At 63.8% G+C, this 18,601-nt stretch carries 15 protein-coding genes; 6 read left to right on the top strand and 9 right to left on the bottom strand.

Annotated elements, in window-relative coordinates; genetic code table 11:
* Position 1 precedes the first annotated feature (1 nt).
* The 3 genes from X566_RS05275 to X566_RS05265 form a co-directional block, all read right to left on the bottom strand.
* Positions 2 to 1,012 carry a xanthine dehydrogenase family protein subunit M gene (locus tag X566_RS05275; RefSeq protein WP_034464117.1) on the bottom strand — a complete coding sequence of 337 codons (1,011 nt, stop codon included), beginning with the start codon at positions 1,010 to 1,012 and terminating at the stop codon, positions 2 to 4.
* A 1-nt stretch (position 1,013) separates the two neighbouring features.
* Positions 1,014 to 1,511, bottom strand: coding sequence for a (2Fe-2S)-binding protein (locus X566_RS05270; protein WP_244434769.1), 498 nt, complete (start codon positions 1,509 to 1,511; stop codon positions 1,014 to 1,016).
* A gap of 271 nt (positions 1,512 to 1,782) precedes the next feature.
* The gene (locus X566_RS05265) at positions 1,783 to 2,289 is read right to left on the bottom strand and encodes a ferritin-like domain-containing protein (RefSeq protein ID WP_034464111.1); all 507 of its coding nucleotides are present in this window, start codon (positions 2,287 to 2,289) and stop codon (positions 1,783 to 1,785) included.
* A gap of 172 nt (positions 2,290 to 2,461) precedes the next feature.
* Here X566_RS05265 and X566_RS05260 point away from each other — a divergent pair, with 172 nt between their 5' ends.
* Positions 2,462 to 2,695, top strand: coding sequence for a hypothetical protein (locus X566_RS05260; protein WP_034464109.1), 234 nt, complete (start codon positions 2,462 to 2,464; stop codon positions 2,693 to 2,695).
* Between the two features lie 73 nt (positions 2,696 to 2,768).
* Here X566_RS05260 and X566_RS05255 read toward each other — a convergent pair whose 3' ends face one another.
* Entirely contained in the window at positions 2,769 to 3,377 is a 609-nt protein-coding gene (locus X566_RS05255) for a phosphatase PAP2 family protein (RefSeq protein WP_034464106.1), read from the bottom strand.
* A 77-nt stretch (positions 3,378 to 3,454) separates the two neighbouring features.
* Between X566_RS05255 and X566_RS05250 the strand changes: the two genes are divergently transcribed.
* The 4 genes from X566_RS05250 to X566_RS05235 all read left to right on the top strand — a co-directional run bounded on the left by X566_RS05250 (position 3,455) and on the right by X566_RS05235 (position 8,929).
* Entirely contained in the window at positions 3,455 to 4,399 is a 945-nt protein-coding gene (locus X566_RS05250) for a DUF6328 family protein (protein ID WP_051443890.1), read from the top strand.
* Positions 4,400 to 4,553: 154 nt separating this feature from the next.
* A complete protein-coding gene (locus tag X566_RS05245; protein WP_034464104.1) occupies positions 4,554 to 5,840 on the top strand; it encodes an NAD(P)/FAD-dependent oxidoreductase in 1,287 nt (428 codons plus the stop codon).
* 218 nt (positions 5,841 to 6,058) lie between these two features.
* Positions 6,059 to 6,904, top strand: a complete 846-nt coding sequence (locus tag X566_RS05240) for a ParB/Srx family N-terminal domain-containing protein (protein ID WP_034467956.1) — start codon at positions 6,059 to 6,061, stop codon at positions 6,902 to 6,904.
* 393 nt (positions 6,905 to 7,297) lie between these two features.
* Positions 7,298 to 8,929, top strand: a complete 1,632-nt coding sequence (locus X566_RS05235; protein ID WP_034464101.1) for a glycosyltransferase family 39 protein — start codon at positions 7,298 to 7,300, stop codon at positions 8,927 to 8,929.
* Between the two features lie 42 nt (positions 8,930 to 8,971).
* Here X566_RS05235 and X566_RS05230 read toward each other — a convergent pair whose 3' ends face one another.
* Positions 8,972 to 10,045, bottom strand: coding sequence for a glycoside hydrolase family 5 protein (locus X566_RS05230; RefSeq protein WP_244434682.1), 1,074 nt, complete (start codon positions 10,043 to 10,045; stop codon positions 8,972 to 8,974).
* A gap of 244 nt (positions 10,046 to 10,289) precedes the next feature.
* Between X566_RS05230 and X566_RS05225 the strand changes: the two genes are divergently transcribed.
* The gene (locus tag X566_RS05225) at positions 10,290 to 11,633 is read left to right on the top strand and encodes a GumC family protein (protein WP_160170448.1); all 1,344 of its coding nucleotides are present in this window, start codon (positions 10,290 to 10,292) and stop codon (positions 11,631 to 11,633) included.
* Between the two features lie 81 nt (positions 11,634 to 11,714).
* Here the strand turns inward: X566_RS05225 and X566_RS05220 are convergent, their stop codons facing one another.
* The 4 genes from X566_RS05220 to X566_RS05205 all read right to left on the bottom strand — a co-directional run bounded on the left by X566_RS05220 (position 11,715) and on the right by X566_RS05205 (position 18,540).
* Entirely contained in the window at positions 11,715 to 13,229 is a 1,515-nt protein-coding gene (locus X566_RS05220) for an NAD(P)/FAD-dependent oxidoreductase (RefSeq protein WP_034464099.1), read from the bottom strand.
* Positions 13,230 to 13,475: 246 nt separating this feature from the next.
* Complete coding sequence (locus tag X566_RS05215) at positions 13,476 to 14,885, bottom strand: MFS transporter (RefSeq protein WP_034464096.1); 1,410 nt, start codon at positions 14,883 to 14,885, stop codon at positions 13,476 to 13,478.
* A gap of 384 nt (positions 14,886 to 15,269) precedes the next feature.
* On the bottom strand, positions 15,270 to 15,794 hold the full coding sequence (locus tag X566_RS05210) for a carboxymuconolactone decarboxylase family protein (protein ID WP_034464094.1): 525 nt from the start codon (positions 15,792 to 15,794) through the stop codon (positions 15,270 to 15,272).
* Between the two features lie 220 nt (positions 15,795 to 16,014).
* Entirely contained in the window at positions 16,015 to 18,540 is a 2,526-nt protein-coding gene (locus X566_RS05205; RefSeq protein ID WP_034467949.1) for a caspase domain-containing protein, read from the bottom strand.
* Positions 18,541 to 18,601 lie beyond the last annotated feature (61 nt).

Here is an 18,601-nt window from a genome sequence, read left to right as displayed (position 1 = left end):
ATCAGATCTCCATCGCCATCGCCTGTTGCAAGGCCCGTATCAGCGTGCGCTTGCCGAGGTCGATCTTGAATGCGTTATGTCGTCGTGGCTGAGCCGCCGCAAAGGCAGCGTCGGCCGCGCGGCGGAACAGGTCGTCATCGGCGAGCTGACCGGCGAGGATCGCCTCGGCTTCGCGCGCGCGCCACGGCATCGCCGCCATGCCGCCGAGCGCGATCCGCACCTGCTGTAGCCGGTCGCCGTCGCGGTCGATCGCCACCGCCGCCGACGCCAGTGCAAATTCGTAGGATTCGCGATCGCGGATCTTCAGGAACAGCGATCGTCTGGCGAAGGGGCTGGGCGGAATCCTGAACCCGCTGATGATCTCCCCGGCGGCGAGATTCACCTCGAGATGCGGTGTGGCACCGGGCGCGCGGTGCAGCTCGGCAAAGCGAATGCGGCGTTGTCCGGTCGCGCTCAGGATATCGACCGTCGCATCGAGAACCATGAGCGCCTGGGCGAAATCGCCCGGATAGGCCGCGATGCATTGATCGCTGGTCCCGAGCACCGCGTGGGCGCGGTTGAAACCTTCCAGCGCCGCGCAGCCTGAGCCTGGCTTGCGCTTGTTGCAGGCCTCATACGAGGTGTCGCGAAAATAGCTGCAGCGAGTCCTCTGCAGCACGTTGCCGCCGAGCGAGGCCATGTTGCGAATCTGCGGCGAAGCGGCGAGATCCAGTGATTGAGAGATTACGGGGAATTGCTCGCGGATCTGGATGTCATCGGCCGCTTCGGACATTCGGATCATTGCGCCGAGATAGAGTCCGTCGCCGTCGAGCCGAATTTCGCCAAGGTCGGAGGTGTCGAGCGCGTTGATGTCGATCACCTGCTCCGGCTGCATCACGTCGAGCTTCATCAAGTCGAGCAGGGTCGTGCCGCCTGCGAGAAATTGCGTATTCTCCGGCGCGGTCTGGGCGGCGAGCTGGGCGAGCAGCGCATGCGGATCGGCACTGGCGCGGTGGAATTCGAAAGCACGCATGTTACGTCTCTCCCATCCGCGACTTGGCTTGATTGATCGCATCGACGATGTTCGGGTAGGCCGCGCAGCGGCACAGATTGCCGCTCATGTATTCGCGGATCGCGGCGTCCGACCCGGCGTGGCCTTCCTTGACGCAGCCGATCGCCGACATGATCTGGCCCGGGGTGCAGTAGCCGCATTGAAATGCATCGTGATCGATGAACGCCTGCTGCATTGGATGCAGCTCGCCGTCGGTGCTCAGCCCTTCGATGGTGACGACGGCTGCCTCCTCGAGGCTGGCCGCGAGCGTCAGGCAGGACAGCACGCGGCGATCATCCACCAGAACCGTGCATGCGCCGCATTGGCCGTGGTCGCAACCCTTCTTCGTTCCGGTCAGGCCAATGTGTTCGCGCAACGCGTCGAGCAGCGTGGTGCGGATATCGATGCCGAGCTGATAATCCTGTCCATTGACGCGCAGCATAACGGGATGGGCGTGTCCGTTCTGCGGCGCCGGGCTCATGGTCTGCGGTTGCGCCTGCGTGCGCTCGAGAAGCGATGCTGACATGGTTGAAGCCACCGACGTAACGAGGAAGCTGCGGCGGTTCCAACCGCCGAGGTTTGAAGACGGCACGCGTCCTCACTTTCCCTATGCGTCCAAGACGCGGAACTCGCGCTGCGCATAGCATTGCTTTCGGATACTCTTCGCTCAACGCACGCTGGATGGGTCCGTTCCAAACGCGTTTCAGGGCGCCCTGCCATCGATAGCGGGCGCCCTGATCGTCGAGGGATTTTTACTCGGCGGCTTCGGCCATGGCCTCTGCGTTGATCGCTTCCTTGGCGAGTTCGGTCAGCGCTTCGTCGGTCGCTTCCTCTTCGGCGAGGGTTTCCTTGAGGATTGCGACGGCATCGTCGAGCCCAAGCTCTTTCGCCCAGGTGATAAGGGTTCCGTAGCGGCAGATCTCGTAGTGTTCCACGGCCTGTGCGGAGGCAAGAAGGCCCGCGTCCAGCGCCGGCGAGTCTTCGTAATCCTCCATGATTTCCTTCCCTTCCTCGATGATGCCGAGGATCGCCGGACAGGTCTTGCCCTGCGGCTTGGCGTCGATTTCGGCGAAAACCTGCTCCAGCCGTTCGACCTGCGCTTCGGTTTCGGCGCGGTGCTTGTCGAATGCGGCGCTCAGTTCCTCGCTCCGCGCGGCCTTAGACATTTTCGGCAACGCTGTGAGGATTTTCTTCTCGGCGAAATAAACGTCCTTCAAGGAATCATGAAACAGATCTTGCAGTGTCTTGACCTTAGGCATGGCGAACTCCCTTCGTATCTTGAGATGTCGTCAGAACACGCCAGAAACTGCAAAGTTCGATCCAAGCGGCAAGAATGGTCGTTTCCTGCTTGCTGTATATGCCGCATGAGCGCCGTGGGAACGTGTCGCCGCGGACGTGGTTGATTTGGGTTGCAAACCGAGGAGAGGGTCCATGGCGAGCGAACGAAAGGATCATCCGACCCATCGCGGCGATCGCGCATGCTCACCCGCTGACGCGCAGCCGGCGAGCGGCCTTACGACCGATGTGGGAGAAGGGGAGGCGTTGAACGATGGCGTTCTTGATCCGGCCGAGCCTGGTCATCCGACGCCGGAAGGGCTTGAGCGAAAGCGGCAAGGACCGCTGAACAAGACCTCGGGCCGGCGACCTGATCCCGATGCGGCATGAGATTGGTTACCGATGCCGGCCGTGTGGCCGCAATTGAGCGCCTTCTAAGCGCCTTGAATTAAGCGCCTTCAATTCAAAATGTGATTTTCTCTTTGCGGCGCGGCGATCGCCGTCGGACCCGCGGCGGGCGCGACGGAGGCCGAAGCGTGAAAGGGCGCAGCAGCCGCTCCGTGATCGCGCCGATCGCGAGCCCCGCCGCGACGTCGCTGACCCAATGGGCGAGCAGGACGACGCGGGTGGTGACGAGCAGACCGCTGAGCGCCCACGCGATCCGCCGTTGACCTCCCGGCAGCAGAGACGCTGCGGACGCCAGTGCGCCGATATGGACAGCATGTCCGGATGGGAAGGCATCGAGCCGGCGTCCGGACACCGGAATTCCATTCTTGTGGCCGATCGCGGTCTCGCGATCCGGCCGTTCCTGGTTGACGAGCTTTTTGAGCACGTGCGGCAGAACCGTACTGACGATCGTCGTCGCCAGAATGTGGTCGCCATAGCGCCGCTGGGGCGGATCGCGCCGGCGGCTGTGGAGCCACCAGGCGACGGCGGCTGCAAAAAGTACATGCTCGTCCGCGCCCCAGGTGAGCGTCTCAGTCACATTTTCCAGCGCTGCGTTGGTGTGCCGCGCGATCGTCTGGGCCACCCGCCGGTCGAGTTCTGTCGGCTGCACGGTGAAGAGCGCCATCGCACCTCCGGCTTTTTCGTTGCGCGTCTGTTGAGGAACTCTCCAAGCGTACAAAGGTTCTGTTTGGCGGAGGCTGTATGGAACTTGGACGCAAGCTGAAACTGGCACTCGATGAAACTCGTTTGCTGATCCTTGGCGCACAGGTGCTGTTCGGGTTTCAGTTCGAGGGCGTGTTTCAGGAGCTGTTTCCTCATCTGCCGGGTTACGCCAAGGCGGTGCATGGCCTCAGCCTCCTGCTGCTGCTGGTGACGATCGGCTGTCTGATCGCGCCATCGCTGTGCCATCAGATTGCCTATCGCGGCGAGGCCCGCGAAGGCGCGTTGCAGACCGCGACGTTGTTTGCGGCGGTTGCGCTTGCGCCGCTGACGCTCGGGCTTGGTGCGTCGGCGTTCGTGGTGTTCGATGCGATCGCAGGCTTTGCCGTAGGCGTGATCGCAGCGACCGGATTCGTGGCGGCCGGCGGCTTTCTGTTCTACGGGCTGGGCCTCGCGTTGATGCAGGCCGGAGGAGGAGCCATGCCGGAGGAGGAAGGATCGACGCCGCTCAAGACCAAGATCGAGCAGATGCTGACGGAGGCGCGGGTGATGATCCCCGGCGGTCAGGCGTTGCTGGGCTTTCAGTTCATCGCGACCTTGACGCGCTCGTTTCACGAGCTGCCGAGCGGCTGGCAGTATCTGCACGCGCTCGGTCTCTGCGCGGTGGCGATTGCGGTGATGTTGCTGATGACGCCGGCGGCGCTCCATCGCATGGCCTATCGCGGCGACGACAATGCGGCATTCCTCCGGATCGGATCGCGGCTCGTCATCGCGTCGGCGCTGCCGCTGGCGATCGGTATCGCACTCGATATCGCAATCGTCTTCTACAAGATCACGGATAGCGATGCCGCCGCCTGGACGGCCTGTATCGCCGCGCTGATCGTTCTGATCGGCCTTTGGTATGTCTATCCGCTGCAGCAGCGCGGTTTGATCGGCGCATGGACATCCCACACGCCCGAGGCCGAGCATAAGACGGTCCAGCATTGACGCGTGATCGCCGAAGATTTCTGAATTTGGGGATTTCTGAATCTGAACATCTCAGTGTCTCTTGGCAGACCGTTGAAGCCGGCGATCCATTCTTTCGAAGCGCTGTGCTATTAGCGGGGCCACCTGTTTCGCTGGGCAACGATCGGATACGTCAATGGCACCGGATGACGTGAAGCATGTTGTGATCGTCGGCGCTGGCTTTGGTGGCCTCGAGGTTGCGCGCCACCTTGCGGAAACGAACCTCCGCATCACGATCATCGATCAGCGCAATCACCACCTGTTCCAGCCGCTGCTCTATCAGGTCGCAACCGCATCGTTGGCGACGTCGGAAATCGCCTGGCCCGTTCGGTCGCTGCTGCGGACGTACAAGACCGTGACGACGCTGCTCGGCACGGTCGTCGGAGTGAACGCCGACGCCAAGACGGTGCTGCTGGAAGACGGCGAAGCCATCGTCTTCGACATCCTGGTGCTGGCGACCGGCGCGCAGCACGCCTATTTCGGTCATGACGAATGGGAGCCTTACGCGCCGGGCCTGAAGACGATCGAAGATGCCACCGCGATCAGGCGCAAAATCCTGTCCGCGTTCGAGCGCGCAGAGCGTGAACCGGATCCGGCCGAGCGCGCCAAATTGCTGACATTCGTCATCGTCGGCGGCGGGCCGACCGGTGTGGAGCTCGCGGGAACGATCGCCGAGCTGGCGCGCGATACGTTGCGAAACGATTTCCGCAACATCGATACCAGGAGCGCACGCGTCGTGCTTGTCGAGGCTGGTCCGCGGCTGCTCGCGGGCTTTCGCGAGAGCCTCTCCGCTTATGCGCAGCAGGCGCTCACCCGGCTTGGCGTGGAGGTCAGGCTGCAGCAGCCGGTCACGAATTGCACCGCCGATGGCGTGGTGATCGGTAGCGAAAACCTCGCTGCCAAAACCATCCTCTGGGCGGCTGGCGTCGCAGCGTCGCCCGCGGCCAGATGGTTGCAGGCGGCGGCCGATCGTGCCGGGCGCATCATGGTGCAGCCTGACCTTACGGTCGCGGGGCATCCGAACATTTTCGCGATCGGCGATACCGCTCATGTCACGACGGCGGAGAAGACGCCGGTCCCAGGCATCGCGCCCGCGGCGAAACAAGAGGGGCGTTATGTCGCCGAGACGATCAAGGCGCGGTTGCGCGGCGGTCCGACGTTGCCGCCGTTTCGCTACAAGGATGCAGGCAGCCTTGCGACCATCGGCAAGCGGGCCGCAGTCGTCGATTTCGGCTGGATCAAACTGACCGGGCGTCTCGCCTGGTGGCTGTGGGGATTGGCGCACATCTATTTCCTGATCGGCGTCCGGCATCGTCTGACCGTCGCCCTGAGCTGGCTGTGGATCTATGTCACCGGCCAGCGCAGCGCCCGCCTGATCACGCAAGGCCGCACGGCTCCCGCGCGGGATAAGACGCAGGCGTAAGGCAAAAGCGTTTTCTTGGTCTGCGGTCACTCGACTACGAACGTGCTCATGTGCGAATGAATCTAGAGCTCGGGCAGTCGTTTGAAACATTTATGATGTCCGCTACTTATGGACATGAATCTTCTTTGTGCATCTGAGCTTCTGTTGTTTGAGAATCGAGGAGTTTCGAGGCTCGATTTGTGAGTGCAGCATAAGTGCACGTCACAATGGAGGGTTCGATGCTGGTCTCGCTAACGACAAAGCGTTTCAGTGCACCCCAGTCTGAGTTTGCTCCCGGTCCTGCTCCATTTCTTGAATGGATAAAAGTGGATCGACTCGTTGTCGATGATGTCTATCAACGTGAAATCGGGAGACGGGGGACGATCAACGTTAATCAGATTGCAGAGTTCTTTGATTGGTCGAAATTCGCGCCAGTCATTGTTGCTCCAGTGGAAGGAGGCAAGTTTGCTATTGTTGATGGCCAGCATCGCACGACAGCAGCTATGTTGCGTGGCTTGGAGGAGGTCCCGTGTCAAGTCGTACAGGCAGATCGTGCACAGCAGGCGGCTGCCTATGCGGCGGTGAACGGCAGCATTACGAAGACGACTGCTCAGCAATTGTACCACGCCAAATTGGCTGCAAAGGACGCTACTGCTCTGGCTCTTGCTGCGGTTTGTTCGGCTGCTGGGGTCGAAATTCTACGCAAAAATCTCGTGCGATCTGACATCAAGGTCGGGCAGACTTATGCTGTGACAGCTCTTAGTCGATGCCTTGCAATCTATGGGCGCGATACACTCATCACTGCTCTGCAGTGTATTACTCAAACTGCGGATGGCAATCCAGGCTTCGTGAGGGCAACTATCGTCGAGGCTTTATGTGAAGTCTTGCACAACGTTCCAGAATGGAGAGATTCGGGCAGCGTGCTTCTGACAACAATGGATAAGTTCAAGTTTGCTGACGCTTGGGATCAGATCGCGGCAGGGCGCGATAAAATTTTCCCCGCAACAGCGGGCAAACTGATGGTCGAGAAAATCAGGAAATTCCTCACTCGACGGATGCCTCCTTTGCACGATAAGGCGGCATGATCAACTGGGCCAAAGCAGTAGCTTCCAGGTTGCTTTGGCCCAGTTTTCAGAGGGGATGTATTCGCGGGCTCTACGGGTTGTTTTGCAACTAGCGTTGAGCCGAGGGGAGGGTTGGTTCGCTGCGGCGGACGTTACGGTACGAGCCGGACCTAATGGCCGCACCGCTTGAAGGTTGATGCAGGCGCACGGTCTGCGAAGAACGATCAGGCGGAATTCCACCGAGCGGGCGTGTTGCGATCGGCGGGAATCCCCACCGTTATTCTGCAAAATCCACGACATCTCTAGCGTTGACAGAGGAAACCCGGCGCGCCAATCGGCTACGCGGCTGGCACGAGTGTTGCTGACCAGTCCCCGGCACGCGTGCCCGGAGCCATTTCCAGACCGTTTGATCTTATGTTGCAGTACTCCCAGTCCTACACGGGCAGTGCGTTCTCTCTCCGCCGCCTGTATCGCAGTGCGCTTCAACACTGGCTCGATGGGATCGAGCGCGGTTGGTCGATACCGCTGCTGCTGGTCGCCTTCGTCGCGACATGGGTGGTGGTGCTGATGCTGGCCTATAGCAATGCGGGCCTGCATCCGGACGTGCTGGAGACCTGGTCGCTCGGGCGGGATTTCGCCTGGGGTAGTGCTAAGCATCCGCCGCTGATGGGATGGATCGCGCGGGCCTGGACGGCACTCTTTCCCCTCACCGACTGGTCGTTCCAGCTGCTGGCGATGACCAACGCCGCGGTGGCGTTGTGGGCCGTCGACCTCACCACGCGGCGTTTCGTCAGCGGCGACAAGCGGGTGATCGTGCTTTTGCTGTTGATGCTGTTGCCCGCCTATCAATTCCATGCGCAGCGCTTCAACGCCAACTCGGTGCTGCTGGCGACGTGGCCGCTGGCGATCTACTGCTTCCTGCGCGCGTATGAGACGCGCGGCATCGGCTGGGCCGCGCTCAGCGGCGCGACCGCCGGGCTTGCGATGCTGGGAAAATACTACTCCATCTTCCTGATCGCGAGCATGGTCGCTGCGGCGCTGCTGCATCCGCAGCGGCGACAATATCTGCGTTCGGCCGCGCCATGGGTGACGGTGCTCGCCGGATTGGCTGTGATCGGCCCGCATCTCAGCTGGCTCGTGGCATCCGACTTTCCGCCGTTCTCCTACGCGATGCGGACGCATGGCGGCCTCGGCCTGTCGGGCGGCGCCAGCAAGGCAGTGATGTTCTCCGGCGGCGTGTTGGCCTGGCTGGTGATTCCGGTCGCGGCGTGGATGCTGCTAACCCGCTCGCGGATCGAGACGGCGCTGCGTGACCTTAGCAACGCCGACGGAGGATTGCTGCTGCTGTCGCTGGTGCTGCTCGGCACGCTGCTGATGCCGGCGCTGGTGGCGATCGTCCTCGGTACCAGCATGCCGGCGCTGTGGAACCTGCAAGGCTTGTTTCTGGCGGTGGTGGTGCTCGTCTGCACGTCGCGGGTGACGGATGTCCGGGAGCCGGCGATCAAGCTGACGACCGCGGTGTGCCTGTTCTCGCTCGTCATGATCGTGGCCGCGCCGCTGCATGCCTATGTCCGCAACGATCATCCGTTCAAGGAAGGCCGCTCGTTCTACAAGGGAGCGACGGCGGAATTGGTCCGGCGCTGGCGCAACGAGACGCGCGCGCCGCTGCTCGCGATCAGCGGCAATGACGATCTGGCGCTGGCGGCGGCGTTCTATGCCGAGGATCATCCCTATTACAACAAGATGTTCAATGTCGGCGGGCTGTCCACCAGCATTCCCGGCTGGGCATACAATGACGGCTGGGCGGCGATGTGCTTTGCCACAGACACCTTCTGCGTGACGTGGATCGAGAAGATGGCCGCCGCCGTCGATCGCCGGTCGGTGAGCGTCGCATTCGATGTGCCGACCGAGTATCTCGGTCAGGCGGGCGCGACGGCGCGCATCCAGGCGATCATGGTGCCGCCGGAGACCAAGCCGCAGGACGAGCCGGACAACGACGACGATGATGACATGGTTGAATACAGTTCGCAGCGCCGGCCGCAGTGATTCGACGAAGACGCCTTGGCGTTGACGCTCGATCCGGGTCTCTTAGTTCTTGGTCCTGCGCGGTGACGCCTTGGACGTGCTGCCGCGCATCAGCGCGTCGAGCACGGCCGTATTCCATTGCTGACGGACGCTGTCGAACAGCGCGAAGTCGTGGTCGAACTGCCAATAGGCCCACGGCCAGCCGAGGCTTTCGGCGGTGCGGGTGACGAAGGTGAGATAGCGCAGGCGATCGGCGAGCGGCGCGGCCTCGTAGACGCTGAACTCACCGAGATAGACCGGCCGGTTCTCCGCCTTGCCCCAGGCGGCGATCCGGTTGAAATCCTCCGTCAGCTTGCGGCGATCGGCATCGCTGCCCCAGCGAATGTCGCGGAGTGCCGCCAGCTGCGGCGACCACGGCGCGCCCTGGTGGGTGAACGGGAACGGCGCATAGTAGTGGATCGTCAGAATGATATTGCGATCGTCCTTCGGCAGTTGCGGGTGCTGGATCGCGGTGGTGTCGTCGGAGCTGATGGCGGCGACGATGACGGTGCGGTTCGGATTGGAGCGGCGGATGATCGCCAGCAGGCGTTGCGCGAGATTGCTCCAGGTCTGCGCCGGCATGTTGCCGCCGGGCTCGTTCAGCAGCTCGAAGATGAGGCTAGGATGCTTGCCCGCGTAGCGCGCGGCGATCTGCTCCCAGAAGGCGACGAGCTTGGTCTCGCAGGCGGAGATGCGCATCTGGCATTCGCCGTAGTCGTGTTCGTCGAGCACGGGGATGAGGCCTGCGTCGATGGTCTCCCAGATCACATCGTCGAGCCGCACCAGCACGGCGGGATCGATCTTGTTCTCGGCGTTCATGTGCTTGAAGGCGAAGAAATTGATGCGGACATGCTGAAAGCCGGCCTGACGGATCTGCCGCAGGTTCTGCATCCGGAACGGCGCATCGACGCCGCCCTCCCAGAGGCCGTCATAGCCGAGGATGTTGATCCCGCGTCCGAGCTTCGCCGCCTGTTCGAAGGCACGGTCCTGTGCGAGACAGGTGCCAGTGGCGAACAGGCCGAGACAAAAGATGAGGATGGCGGTCCAGCGTGCCCGGGCGCGGCCACCTGTGCTGTCGCGGATCGTCCGAAACGTCACGGCATTAGTTCCCTGCAGCCGGCTGTTTGCCCGCAGCGTCGCACGGCCGCCGGGTGCCTTTGAGCGAGAGGACATGATCATGGTTACCGGTGGGTTAATCCGCGTTGGCCGGCTGCAAAGACGCGCTGGTAACCCGAGTTTAACCGCGACTGTTTACGTTTCGCTAATTGCAGTCAGTGGCGGAACGCGTGTCATGTCCGGCGGGCAGGTGAGCACGAACCCGAACGGGTCGTGGCGGGAATCCATGCCCGCGATCGATCGCGCGCCAGGCGATGTCGTGGCTGCATCGTTATCTCCGCCGCGCATCGGCGTTTGCGACATCCTGTTGGAGCCCGGCCTGCTGTTTGCGGTCGTGCGCGAAGAAGGCAGACGCCTCGCTTTGATATTCCTCGGCGTGTTCCTGGCGGGTGTCGGCCTGTGGACGGTGTTGCCGGCGAAGTATACGGCCACTGCGCTGGTGATGGTCGACCCGCGCGAGCAACGCATCACCAGGGATCCCGGCGTTCTGCAACCTTACGGCAAGGATGCCTTCGCGCTGGAGAGCCTGGTCGAGATCGCCAAGTCCGATGGCTTCCTCGATACGCTGCTGTCGCGGCCCGATTTCCGGCGCATCAAGGAGTTCGCGCGCTATCGCGACGTGTCGGAGCTTCTCGATCACATGCATCGCGCGCTGACGATTTCCCGCCGCGGGTTGACCTACGTCATCGCGGTGACCTTCACGGCAAGCACGGCAGCCGATGCCGCCCAGGTCGCCAACATGGTGGCGAGCGCCTTCGTCAAGAGCCAGAGCGCTGTGCCCGCGGAGGTCGCGGGGGACGCTACCGCCTGGCTCGGCGAGCGGACGCGCAGCCTGCGCGAAGCTGTGCAGAAGTCCGACGAGGCGATCGCCGAATACAAGAGCCGGCGCAAGCTGGCCGACCTCGATCAGCAAACGACGATCCGGCAGCAGCAGATGGCCGATCTCACCCGCAAGGTTGCGCAGGCCCAGTTGCAGGCGGAAGCGGCGGACGCGCGTTACAGCCAGGCGCAGCGGGAGATCGCGACGGGTGAGGGGGCCGGGTTGCGATCGGAACTGCTGGAAACGCTGCGGCAGCAACGCACTCAGCTCTATGACACCATCGCGCAAAAGCGCGCGGTGCTTGGCGGTCGCCATCCCGAGCTCATGGTCCTCGATCAGCAGCTCGCCGAGATCAACCGGCAGATCGCACGCGAGAGTCAGGGCATCGTGACGCAGGCGAAGTCCGATCGCGATACCGCGCAGATGCATCTTGCGTCGCTGCAACAAGAGCAGAAGCGCCTCGAAGACCAGCTGATTGCCGATGAAGAGGCGTCGCCGGAATTGAAGCAGTGGCAGATCGAGGCCGCCGCGAACCAGACGATCTTCAATCAGTTCCTGGCGCGCTTCAAGCTGACCAGCGAATTGCGTTCACTGCGCGGCGCCGAAATCAGCCTCGTCTCGGCGGCCGAGCCGCCTGCGCGTTCGACCGCACCGCCTGCGCGGATGATACTGCTGATCATCACGCTTGCGGCGGCGACGCTGGCACTGATGGCGGTCGTGCTTGGGCGGTCGTCCCAGGATGCACGCTGACTGAGGCGCCAGCGGATGAAGGCTGCGCGCCCCGCTGCTGCAGGGCGCGTTCTCTCCTGGCCGTACTGATAGACGCCAGGCTTACTGATAGACGAACGTCTGATCGTTGAGGTCGATCGCCGGGAATTCATCCTTCTCGGCCCAGTAGTCCTGGGTGTGCTGCCATTCGCGCTTGTCGCCGCGCTTCGGCAGCAGGTGCATGTCGCGCATCAGATAGCCCGGGTTGAAATTCTCCGGATCGATCCACGACAGCACCGGCATATCCTTGTCCTCGGGACGCAGCGCGACCGTCACCGACTTGGCCTGCTTGTTCTTCATGTGCGGCAGCAGGCGACAGACGAAGTCGGCGACGAGGTCGGTGCGCAGCGTCCAGCTCGCGCGGAAATAACCGAACACCCAGACGAGGTTGGGGACGCCGGTGAACATCATGCCGCGATAGGTGACGGTCTCCGACCAGTCGAGCGGCTTGTTGTCCAGGGTGAAGGCGATGTCGCCCATCACGCTGAGATGGAAGCCGGTCGCGGTGATGATGATGTCGGCCGTCAATTCCTTGCCGGACTTCAACAGGATGCCGTTCTCGGTGAAGCGCTCGATCTCGTCGGTGACGACCGAGGCCTGACCGCTCTTGATCGCCTGGAACAGGTCGGCATCCGGCACGAAGGCGATGCGCTGCCGCCACGGCCGGTACTTCGGCGTGAAGTGCTTATCGACATCGTAGTCGGGGCCGAGCAGGTTGCGGATGTTGTTGAGCAGGTCCTGCCTCACCTTCTCCGGCTTCTCGAACGAGGCGCGGGTGAAGGCGTCCTGCTCGTACAGGATCTTGCGGCGGACGATCTCGTGGATCCACTCCTCGTTGACCTGCAGCTTGCGCAGCTCCTCGGCGAGCTCGATGGCATTGCGGCCGGTGCGGAAGTAGGTCGGCGAGCGCTGCAGCATGGTGATGTGGCTGCACTTGCCGGCGATCGCCGGCAGCAGCGTCGCCGCGGTCGCGCCGGAGCCGATGACGATGATGGTCTTGCCTTCGGTCTTCAGGTTCTCCGGCCAGGTCTGCGGGTGGACGATCTGCCCCTTGAACGCGTCCATGCCCTTCCACTCGGGCGTATAGCCGTGGTCGTGGCGGTAGTAGCCCTGGCACATCCAGAGGAAGTTGCAGGTGAAATACAGCGTCTCGCCGGTGTCGGTGCGCTGCGCTTCCACCGTCCACAGATTCTCGACGCTGGACCAGTTCGCCGACAGGATCTTGTGCTTGTAGCGGATGTGCGTGGCGAGGCCGTTCTCCTCGATCACCTCGCCCATGTAGGACTTGATCTCGGCGGCGGTGGCGATCGGCGGTCCGACCCATGGCTTGAAGCTGTAGCCGAAGGTGTGCAGGTCGCTGTCGGAGCGGATGCCGGGATAGCGATGGGTCAGCCAGGTGCCGCCGAAGCTCTCCTGGGTTTCCAGCACGACGTAAGACAGGTCCGGAAGCTGTTTCGTCAGTTGATAGGCACTGCCGATGCCGGAGATGCCGGCTCCGACGATCAGCACGTCGAAGTGCTCAGCCGTTTGGGGCTTGGAGGCCGTTTTGGGTGCGGTGCGGATTGCCGTTGCAGTCATGTGTTCTGATCTTCTTCCGGTTCCGATGGTGGCGCGACGAGCCGTCGCTCATGCCGCTTACAGGTACACGGCATTGAGCAAGGCGACACCCGCTTGTCTATAGGAGCAGGTCTGCGTCGGTCAAAAATGGGTGTGACACGGTTTTCGACAGGCGAAACTGCTGCGCTTGCGGCAGGAACACCCGTTAAAACAGAGGTGAGAGCCATGCTTTGGCCGGCGGGAGCATGCCGGCCGCGGCTTGAAACGTTATTTCGCGACTTCCTCCAGCACTCGCTCGGACTGATTGATGCCGAAGCTCTTGATCAGGATCGCCGGCAACAGCGCCCCCGGGATGACGATGAATAGAATCCAGCCGAGATGGTTTGGGCCGAGTTGATACAGCGGCCCGAGCGAGGTGACGCCGGCCCAGGCGCCGAGATGGCCGAGGCCGTCGGTCCAGGCGAACGCCGCCGAGCGGATGCGCGTCGGGAACGCGATGGCGGTGTAGTTGTACATGTTGAACAGGAACAGCGCCGTTCCGATCCGACTCAGGCAGATGCCGATGATGAACACGGCGGGGATCGGATAGAAATACATCATGATCCAGCCGACGGAGAACATGAGCGCCGAGACGAACAGCACGGTCTTGCGCTCGACCCGCTCGCCGAGCCGCGCATTGATCAGGAAGGCGAAGAAGGTAACGACCGCTGCGGCCATCAGCAGGCGGAAGGCGAACTCCGCGTCGGCGCCATGGTCGACCATATAGACATACATGAACGCGCCGGACCCGTAGACGATGCCCGGATAGGCGAGCAGCCAGCAGACCAGGATCAGGATGCTGCGACCGCGGTATTCCGGATTGGTGAGGATCTCGAGCAACTGTCCCTTGCCCGCGCGGCCGATGATGCGCGGCGTCGGATCCGGCGCGGGCAGCGGTCCCGCGATCGCTGTGACCCGCCGTTCGAGATCGCTGACGACGCGATCGGCCTCGTCATGCCTGCCGTGGGTTTCGAGCCAGCGCGGCGATTCCGGCAAGCGGAAGTACAACAGCGGCAACAGCACGAAGGCCTGGATGATCACGCCGAGCCAGACGAATTCGCGCCAGTACTTCGGCATCATTACGCTGGCGACGCCGGCGATCAGCACACCGACGATGGCGGTGGAGGCCTGCGCCGTCAGCATCGTCCTGTTGCGCACCGCATGCGACGACATTTCCGACAGGTAGACCGCATGCGTTGCGACAATGCCGCCGACGCCGAGCGTCGACAGCACCGAGAAGATCACGAGCGGCACGAAGCTCGTCACGAACGCGAATGGCCACAGGCACAGTCCGGCGAGCGCGGTGGAGAGCAGGATTGCCGGCCTGCGGCCATAGCGATCGGCGACGAAGCTCATCAGATAGGTGCCGATCAGCACGCCGAGGCCGACCTGCAGCGCCTGGATCACCGCGTACTGGTTGTTGGTGATGGTGCCGAGCGGGCGCCACACGAAAGGATAAAGCCGCGCGCCGATGCCGTCGGTATCGACGACGATGAAGCCCCAGGTGATTTCCACCAGGATCGCGAGTTCCCACTGCACGCGCGTCAGCGGCAAACGATCGATGCGGCTTGAGATTTGGTAGCCGTCTGATTCCAGTTCGGCGGCAGGCAAAGCTTGGGCCTGACCTTGTACGGTCATGTGTCTCCCCCAGCAGTTCTTTTGCGTCACTGGAGAGCGACGGCCAGCGCGCTTCTTTCTTGATGAAGGAACTAAATGCTTGGCGTGAACGCGTGACAAGCGAAAGCATCGGAAGGCAGCCATGCCGTTCGTCGGGTTTCGAATTCACTGTTGCTGACGGCGCTTGCGCGCATCGTGTCGCGGAGCCACTGATGAAAACGGATCGTGGAATCGAATGCGATGCAGCGATTGCGGTGCAGGATAAATTGTCGGTGCGAGGTGTGGGGGAACGCGAGGTGTGGAGGAATATGTCAGGCCGACGAAGGTGGTCATGCTCGGCGCGCGGAATCGATTCGCGCGCCGAGGCTTTTATGTCCTGTCTATGTCCTGTCGCGTTGCGCCGTGTCAGACCACGTCGGTTACAGGCTGCAGGTCGATGCCGAACGTCTCGAGGAACTTCGACGTCATGACATAGAAGCCGATCGAGAGTTGAAGCTCGACCAGCGCCGCAGGCGTAAGCTTCGCGGCGATCGCATTGAAGGTCGCGTCGGTTGGGCGGTGCATCGTCACCACCTCGTCGGTGAAGGCGAGGGCCGCCCGCTGCACGTCGTTGAAGCAGGTCGCGGCCTTCCAGTCGTCGAGTGCGGCGTTCTGCTCGTCGGTGACGCCGACGCCCTTGCCGATACGCTTGTGGGCGACGACCTCATACGGCGCCTCGCACAGGATGCCGGTGCGGGTGATCGCAAGTTCGCGCACGACCGGATCGAGTTCGCCCTTGAAGCGGATCGCATTGCCGAGGCGGCAATACTGTTCGAAGTAGCTCGGCGAATGCGCCATCATCCGGAAGATATTGGCATTGCGGTTCTTGCCGAGAATCTCGCGGGTGCGTTCGCTTGCCTTGGCGGGGTCGCTGTAGTCGATGCGGGCCATTGGGCCTCCCTGGTTTTTCTTCGGATAGAGGTCCGGTTCTTACCCGCAGCACGCAGCGATTGGAAACGGTTCCTGCTGCGGCCGGTGAGCGCGTTTTCGAACGAAGCCCGCTCCCCGGCGTGATCCGGCTGGCATCAGCACGTGCGCAGAAAAACGCGCCGCACAAACGCAAGCCTCCGGTTCTCACCAGAACCGGAGGCTTCAAGCGATCAGCTTACGATCAGCGTTTGCACTTCTCGTTGCCGGGTGGGCAGGCCGGTCGGGCTGCCGCGGCCGGCTGCGGCCGTGGTGGTGGCGCCATGTGTGGCGGCGGCGCGGCCATGCGCGGCGGGGGCGGCGGTGGTGCTGCCCGGGGTGGCGGAGGAGGCGCCATCCGTGGTGGCGGCGAGGGCGCAGCCATCCGCGGTGGCGGTGGCGGCGCGACGCGCGGAGGTGGTGGGGCGATCCGCGGCGAAGGTGGGGTCGGCGTTGCCATGCGCGGCGGTGGCGCCGCGCGGGGAGCCGGCGGCGTTGGCGCGGGCCGGACGATGTTCGGCGGCGGCATGTTGGCCGGCGCATGCGCGACCGGCGGCGGTGTCGGACGCTGCATCGTCTTCGGGCCCGGCGGAGGTGCTGGTGGCTGCGGCGGCTGTCCCGGAGGTGGCGTCGATGCGACGGGCCGTCCACCCGCACCCTGCTTCGGCGTCTGCATGCCCGGCAGCGGTTTGACCGCAGGGCTGACAGACGCTGCGCCCGGCTGGGCTGGTTGCGCTGCTGGTCGCTGGCCTGGTTGTCCAGGCGCCGGCTGTCCATGACCCGGCGGGACGTTGGCAATGTTGGCCGCGGGCTTGGCGCCTGGGGCCGTCGTCGGCGGCGTGGCGGCGGATGGCGCCGCGCCCGGCGCGGGCGGTGCGCCCGGCGGCTGCTTCTGCATCGCAGCCGGATTGGTCGCGGCCGGCTTGCTTCCAGGCGGTACGTTCGGAGGCAGCGATGTCTGGTTCGTTTTCGGCAGCGGCTGGCCGCCCATTCCCGGCAGGGCGTGGGCATTGGGTGTCACCGCATTCGGATTCGGCGGCGCCGTCGCGGAGCCCGGTGCAGGTGGCGCCTGCTTCTGCATCGCGTTCGGCGGTGCTCCCGGCGGCAGCGAGGTGGGCGTGGCGCCCGGCCCGGGCGGGCGCTGCTGCCGCATCATATTTACTTTCTGCATCGCCGCAGGCGGCAGCGCGGCTGCGGCGGCGGGCAGGGCAACGGCCGCCGCTGCTGCGGCCGCCGCGGTCGCGGCCTTCAAGCCGCCGCCCGCGACAGGAGGCGCTCCGGGCGGGCCGGGCGGATGCTCCACCGGCGCCGGATTGTTGATGACGGTGTTGATGACCGTCGTGTTGTGGATGTTGGCGAAGATGATGTTGTTCGGTGGCGGCGCCACATAGGCCGGCGCGCTGACATAGGTCGGTATCGGCACGAAGGCGGGGGTCGGCAGCACGTAGATGCCGACCGGTGGCGGCGGTGGCGGCAGCACGACGAAATCCGGCGGCGGCGGTGGCAGGAAGAACACCGGCGGCGGCGGTGGCGGGGCGAAGGCGAACACCGGATCGTCGAAGGCGAGCACCGGGCGATCGACATAGACGATCTCGTCCGGTGGCGGTGGCGGCACGTCATAGACGATGCGCTCGTAGGATGGCGGCGGCTCCAGCGCGGCGGCGAGGATCGCCAGCCGGCGGCGCGCATCGGCCGCGTGCGGCCCGCGTGGATAGCGGTCGAGATAAGACCAGTAGGCGGGCGGCGTATCGGTGCGATAGGTGCGGCGCCAGACGATGGCCTCCCGCCGCGCGGCGACGATGGCGCGCACGCGCTTTGCCAGTGGATCGCTCGGATAGGCAGCGAGGAAGTCCTCGTAGCCCTGCATGGTGTCGCGCTCGACTGCGGCGACGAACGCCTCCCGTGCGTCGAACTCGCGAATCGGCTTGCTGCGCAGTGCAGCACTCTGGTCCTGCACTTGCGGCGCATCCGGACCACGCTCGAAGAACACGAACCTGCCATCCAGCTTCTCCGCATTCCATGGAATCTGCGCGCCCTTGGTAACGTCGGTGACGCGCAGGCGCACCCGGTCGAACACCTCGGGCAGCGTCAGCCCGCCGGTGCGGATCATCTCCGCCAGGGCCTGGGCATAGGCGCCGTAGGGCGGCGCGCCCTCGGGGGCGACCGTGCCGGGCGCGGCGTTGAAGGCGATCAGTGTCTTCGGGTCAGGCTCCACCAGCGCGAGTCCGCCGGCCAGCGGCTGGCCGTCCTTGGCGAACGGGTTGGCGCGGGCGGCATCGAGGACGACGATCGATGCCTTGAGCGGCAGCGCGGCGAGCTGGCGCATGTAGTCGGACACCCGCAGCGCCTCGACCGGCACGTCGGTGTCGCGGGCGATCGCGGCGTCGGTGGGGGCGAAGTAGTTCTCGCCGGTGAGCTGCATGCCGTAACCGGCGAGATAGACGAAGGCGACGGTGTCGGGGCCGGAGGCTTGCGCCTTCTGAATGAAGTCGCGGAACGAACGCCGCAGCGTTTCGCCATCGAGATCGCGGGCGCCGACCACATCGAAGCCGGCCGCCTGCAGCGTCTGGGCGATCAGGCCCGCGTCATTGGCGGCGGTCGGCAATGGATCTTTCTGGTAGGCGGCATTGCCGACGACGAAGGCGATCCGTTTTTCCTGGCCCTGGGCATGCGACGATGTCCATGCTCCGGAGCCGACGATCACCACGAGTGCAAACAGGATGCGCCGCATCATGACGATGTTTCCCTGTCCTGATGAAATGGCAGCGATCAGAGGCGGTCGCGCCTGAACG

Origin of the sequence: Afipia sp. P52-10 (genome assembly GCF_000516555.1) — a bacterium.
Taxonomy (GTDB): Bacteria; Pseudomonadota; Alphaproteobacteria; order Rhizobiales; family Xanthobacteraceae; genus P52-10.
Note: the sequence above shows the minus strand (reverse complement) of the source record. Positions and strands in the feature narration are given on the sequence as shown.

What these genes read in the sequence shown, in the direction of transcription:
- X566_RS05215 (WP_034464096.1), bottom strand. Translation starts at nt 14,885, where the DNA reads ATGACCGTACAAGGTCAGGCCCAAGCTTTGCCTGCCGCCGAACTGGAA.
- X566_RS05260 (WP_034464109.1), top strand. Translation starts at nt 2,462, where the DNA reads ATGGCGAGCGAACGAAAGGATCATCCGACCCATCGCGGCGATCGCGCA.
- X566_RS05220 (WP_034464099.1), bottom strand. Translation starts at nt 13,229, where the DNA reads ATGACTGCAACGGCAATCCGCACCGCACCCAAAACGGCCTCCAAGCCC.
- X566_RS05275 (WP_034464117.1), bottom strand. Translation starts at nt 1,012, where the DNA reads ATGCGTGCTTTCGAATTCCACCGCGCCAGTGCCGATCCGCATGCGCTG.
- X566_RS05210 (WP_034464094.1), bottom strand. Translation starts at nt 15,794, where the DNA reads ATGGCCCGCATCGACTACAGCGACCCCGCCAAGGCAAGCGAACGCACC.
- X566_RS05245 (WP_034464104.1), top strand. Translation starts at nt 4,554, where the DNA reads ATGGCACCGGATGACGTGAAGCATGTTGTGATCGTCGGCGCTGGCTTT.
- X566_RS05240 (WP_034467956.1), top strand. Translation starts at nt 6,059, where the DNA reads ATGCTGGTCTCGCTAACGACAAAGCGTTTCAGTGCACCCCAGTCTGAG.
- X566_RS05250 (WP_051443890.1), top strand. Translation starts at nt 3,455, where the DNA reads ATGGAACTTGGACGCAAGCTGAAACTGGCACTCGATGAAACTCGTTTG.
- X566_RS05205 (WP_034467949.1), bottom strand. Translation starts at nt 18,540, where the DNA reads ATGCGGCGCATCCTGTTTGCACTCGTGGTGATCGTCGGCTCCGGAGCA.
- X566_RS05255 (WP_034464106.1), bottom strand. Translation starts at nt 3,377, where the DNA reads ATGGCGCTCTTCACCGTGCAGCCGACAGAACTCGACCGGCGGGTGGCC.
- X566_RS05270 (WP_244434769.1), bottom strand. Translation starts at nt 1,511, where the DNA reads ATGAGCCCGGCGCCGCAGAACGGACACGCCCATCCCGTTATGCTGCGC.
- X566_RS05235 (WP_034464101.1), top strand. Translation starts at nt 7,298, where the DNA reads ATGTTGCAGTACTCCCAGTCCTACACGGGCAGTGCGTTCTCTCTCCGC.
- X566_RS05265 (WP_034464111.1), bottom strand. Translation starts at nt 2,289, where the DNA reads ATGCCTAAGGTCAAGACACTGCAAGATCTGTTTCATGATTCCTTGAAG.
- X566_RS05225 (WP_160170448.1), top strand. Translation starts at nt 10,290, where the DNA reads ATGCCCGCGATCGATCGCGCGCCAGGCGATGTCGTGGCTGCATCGTTA.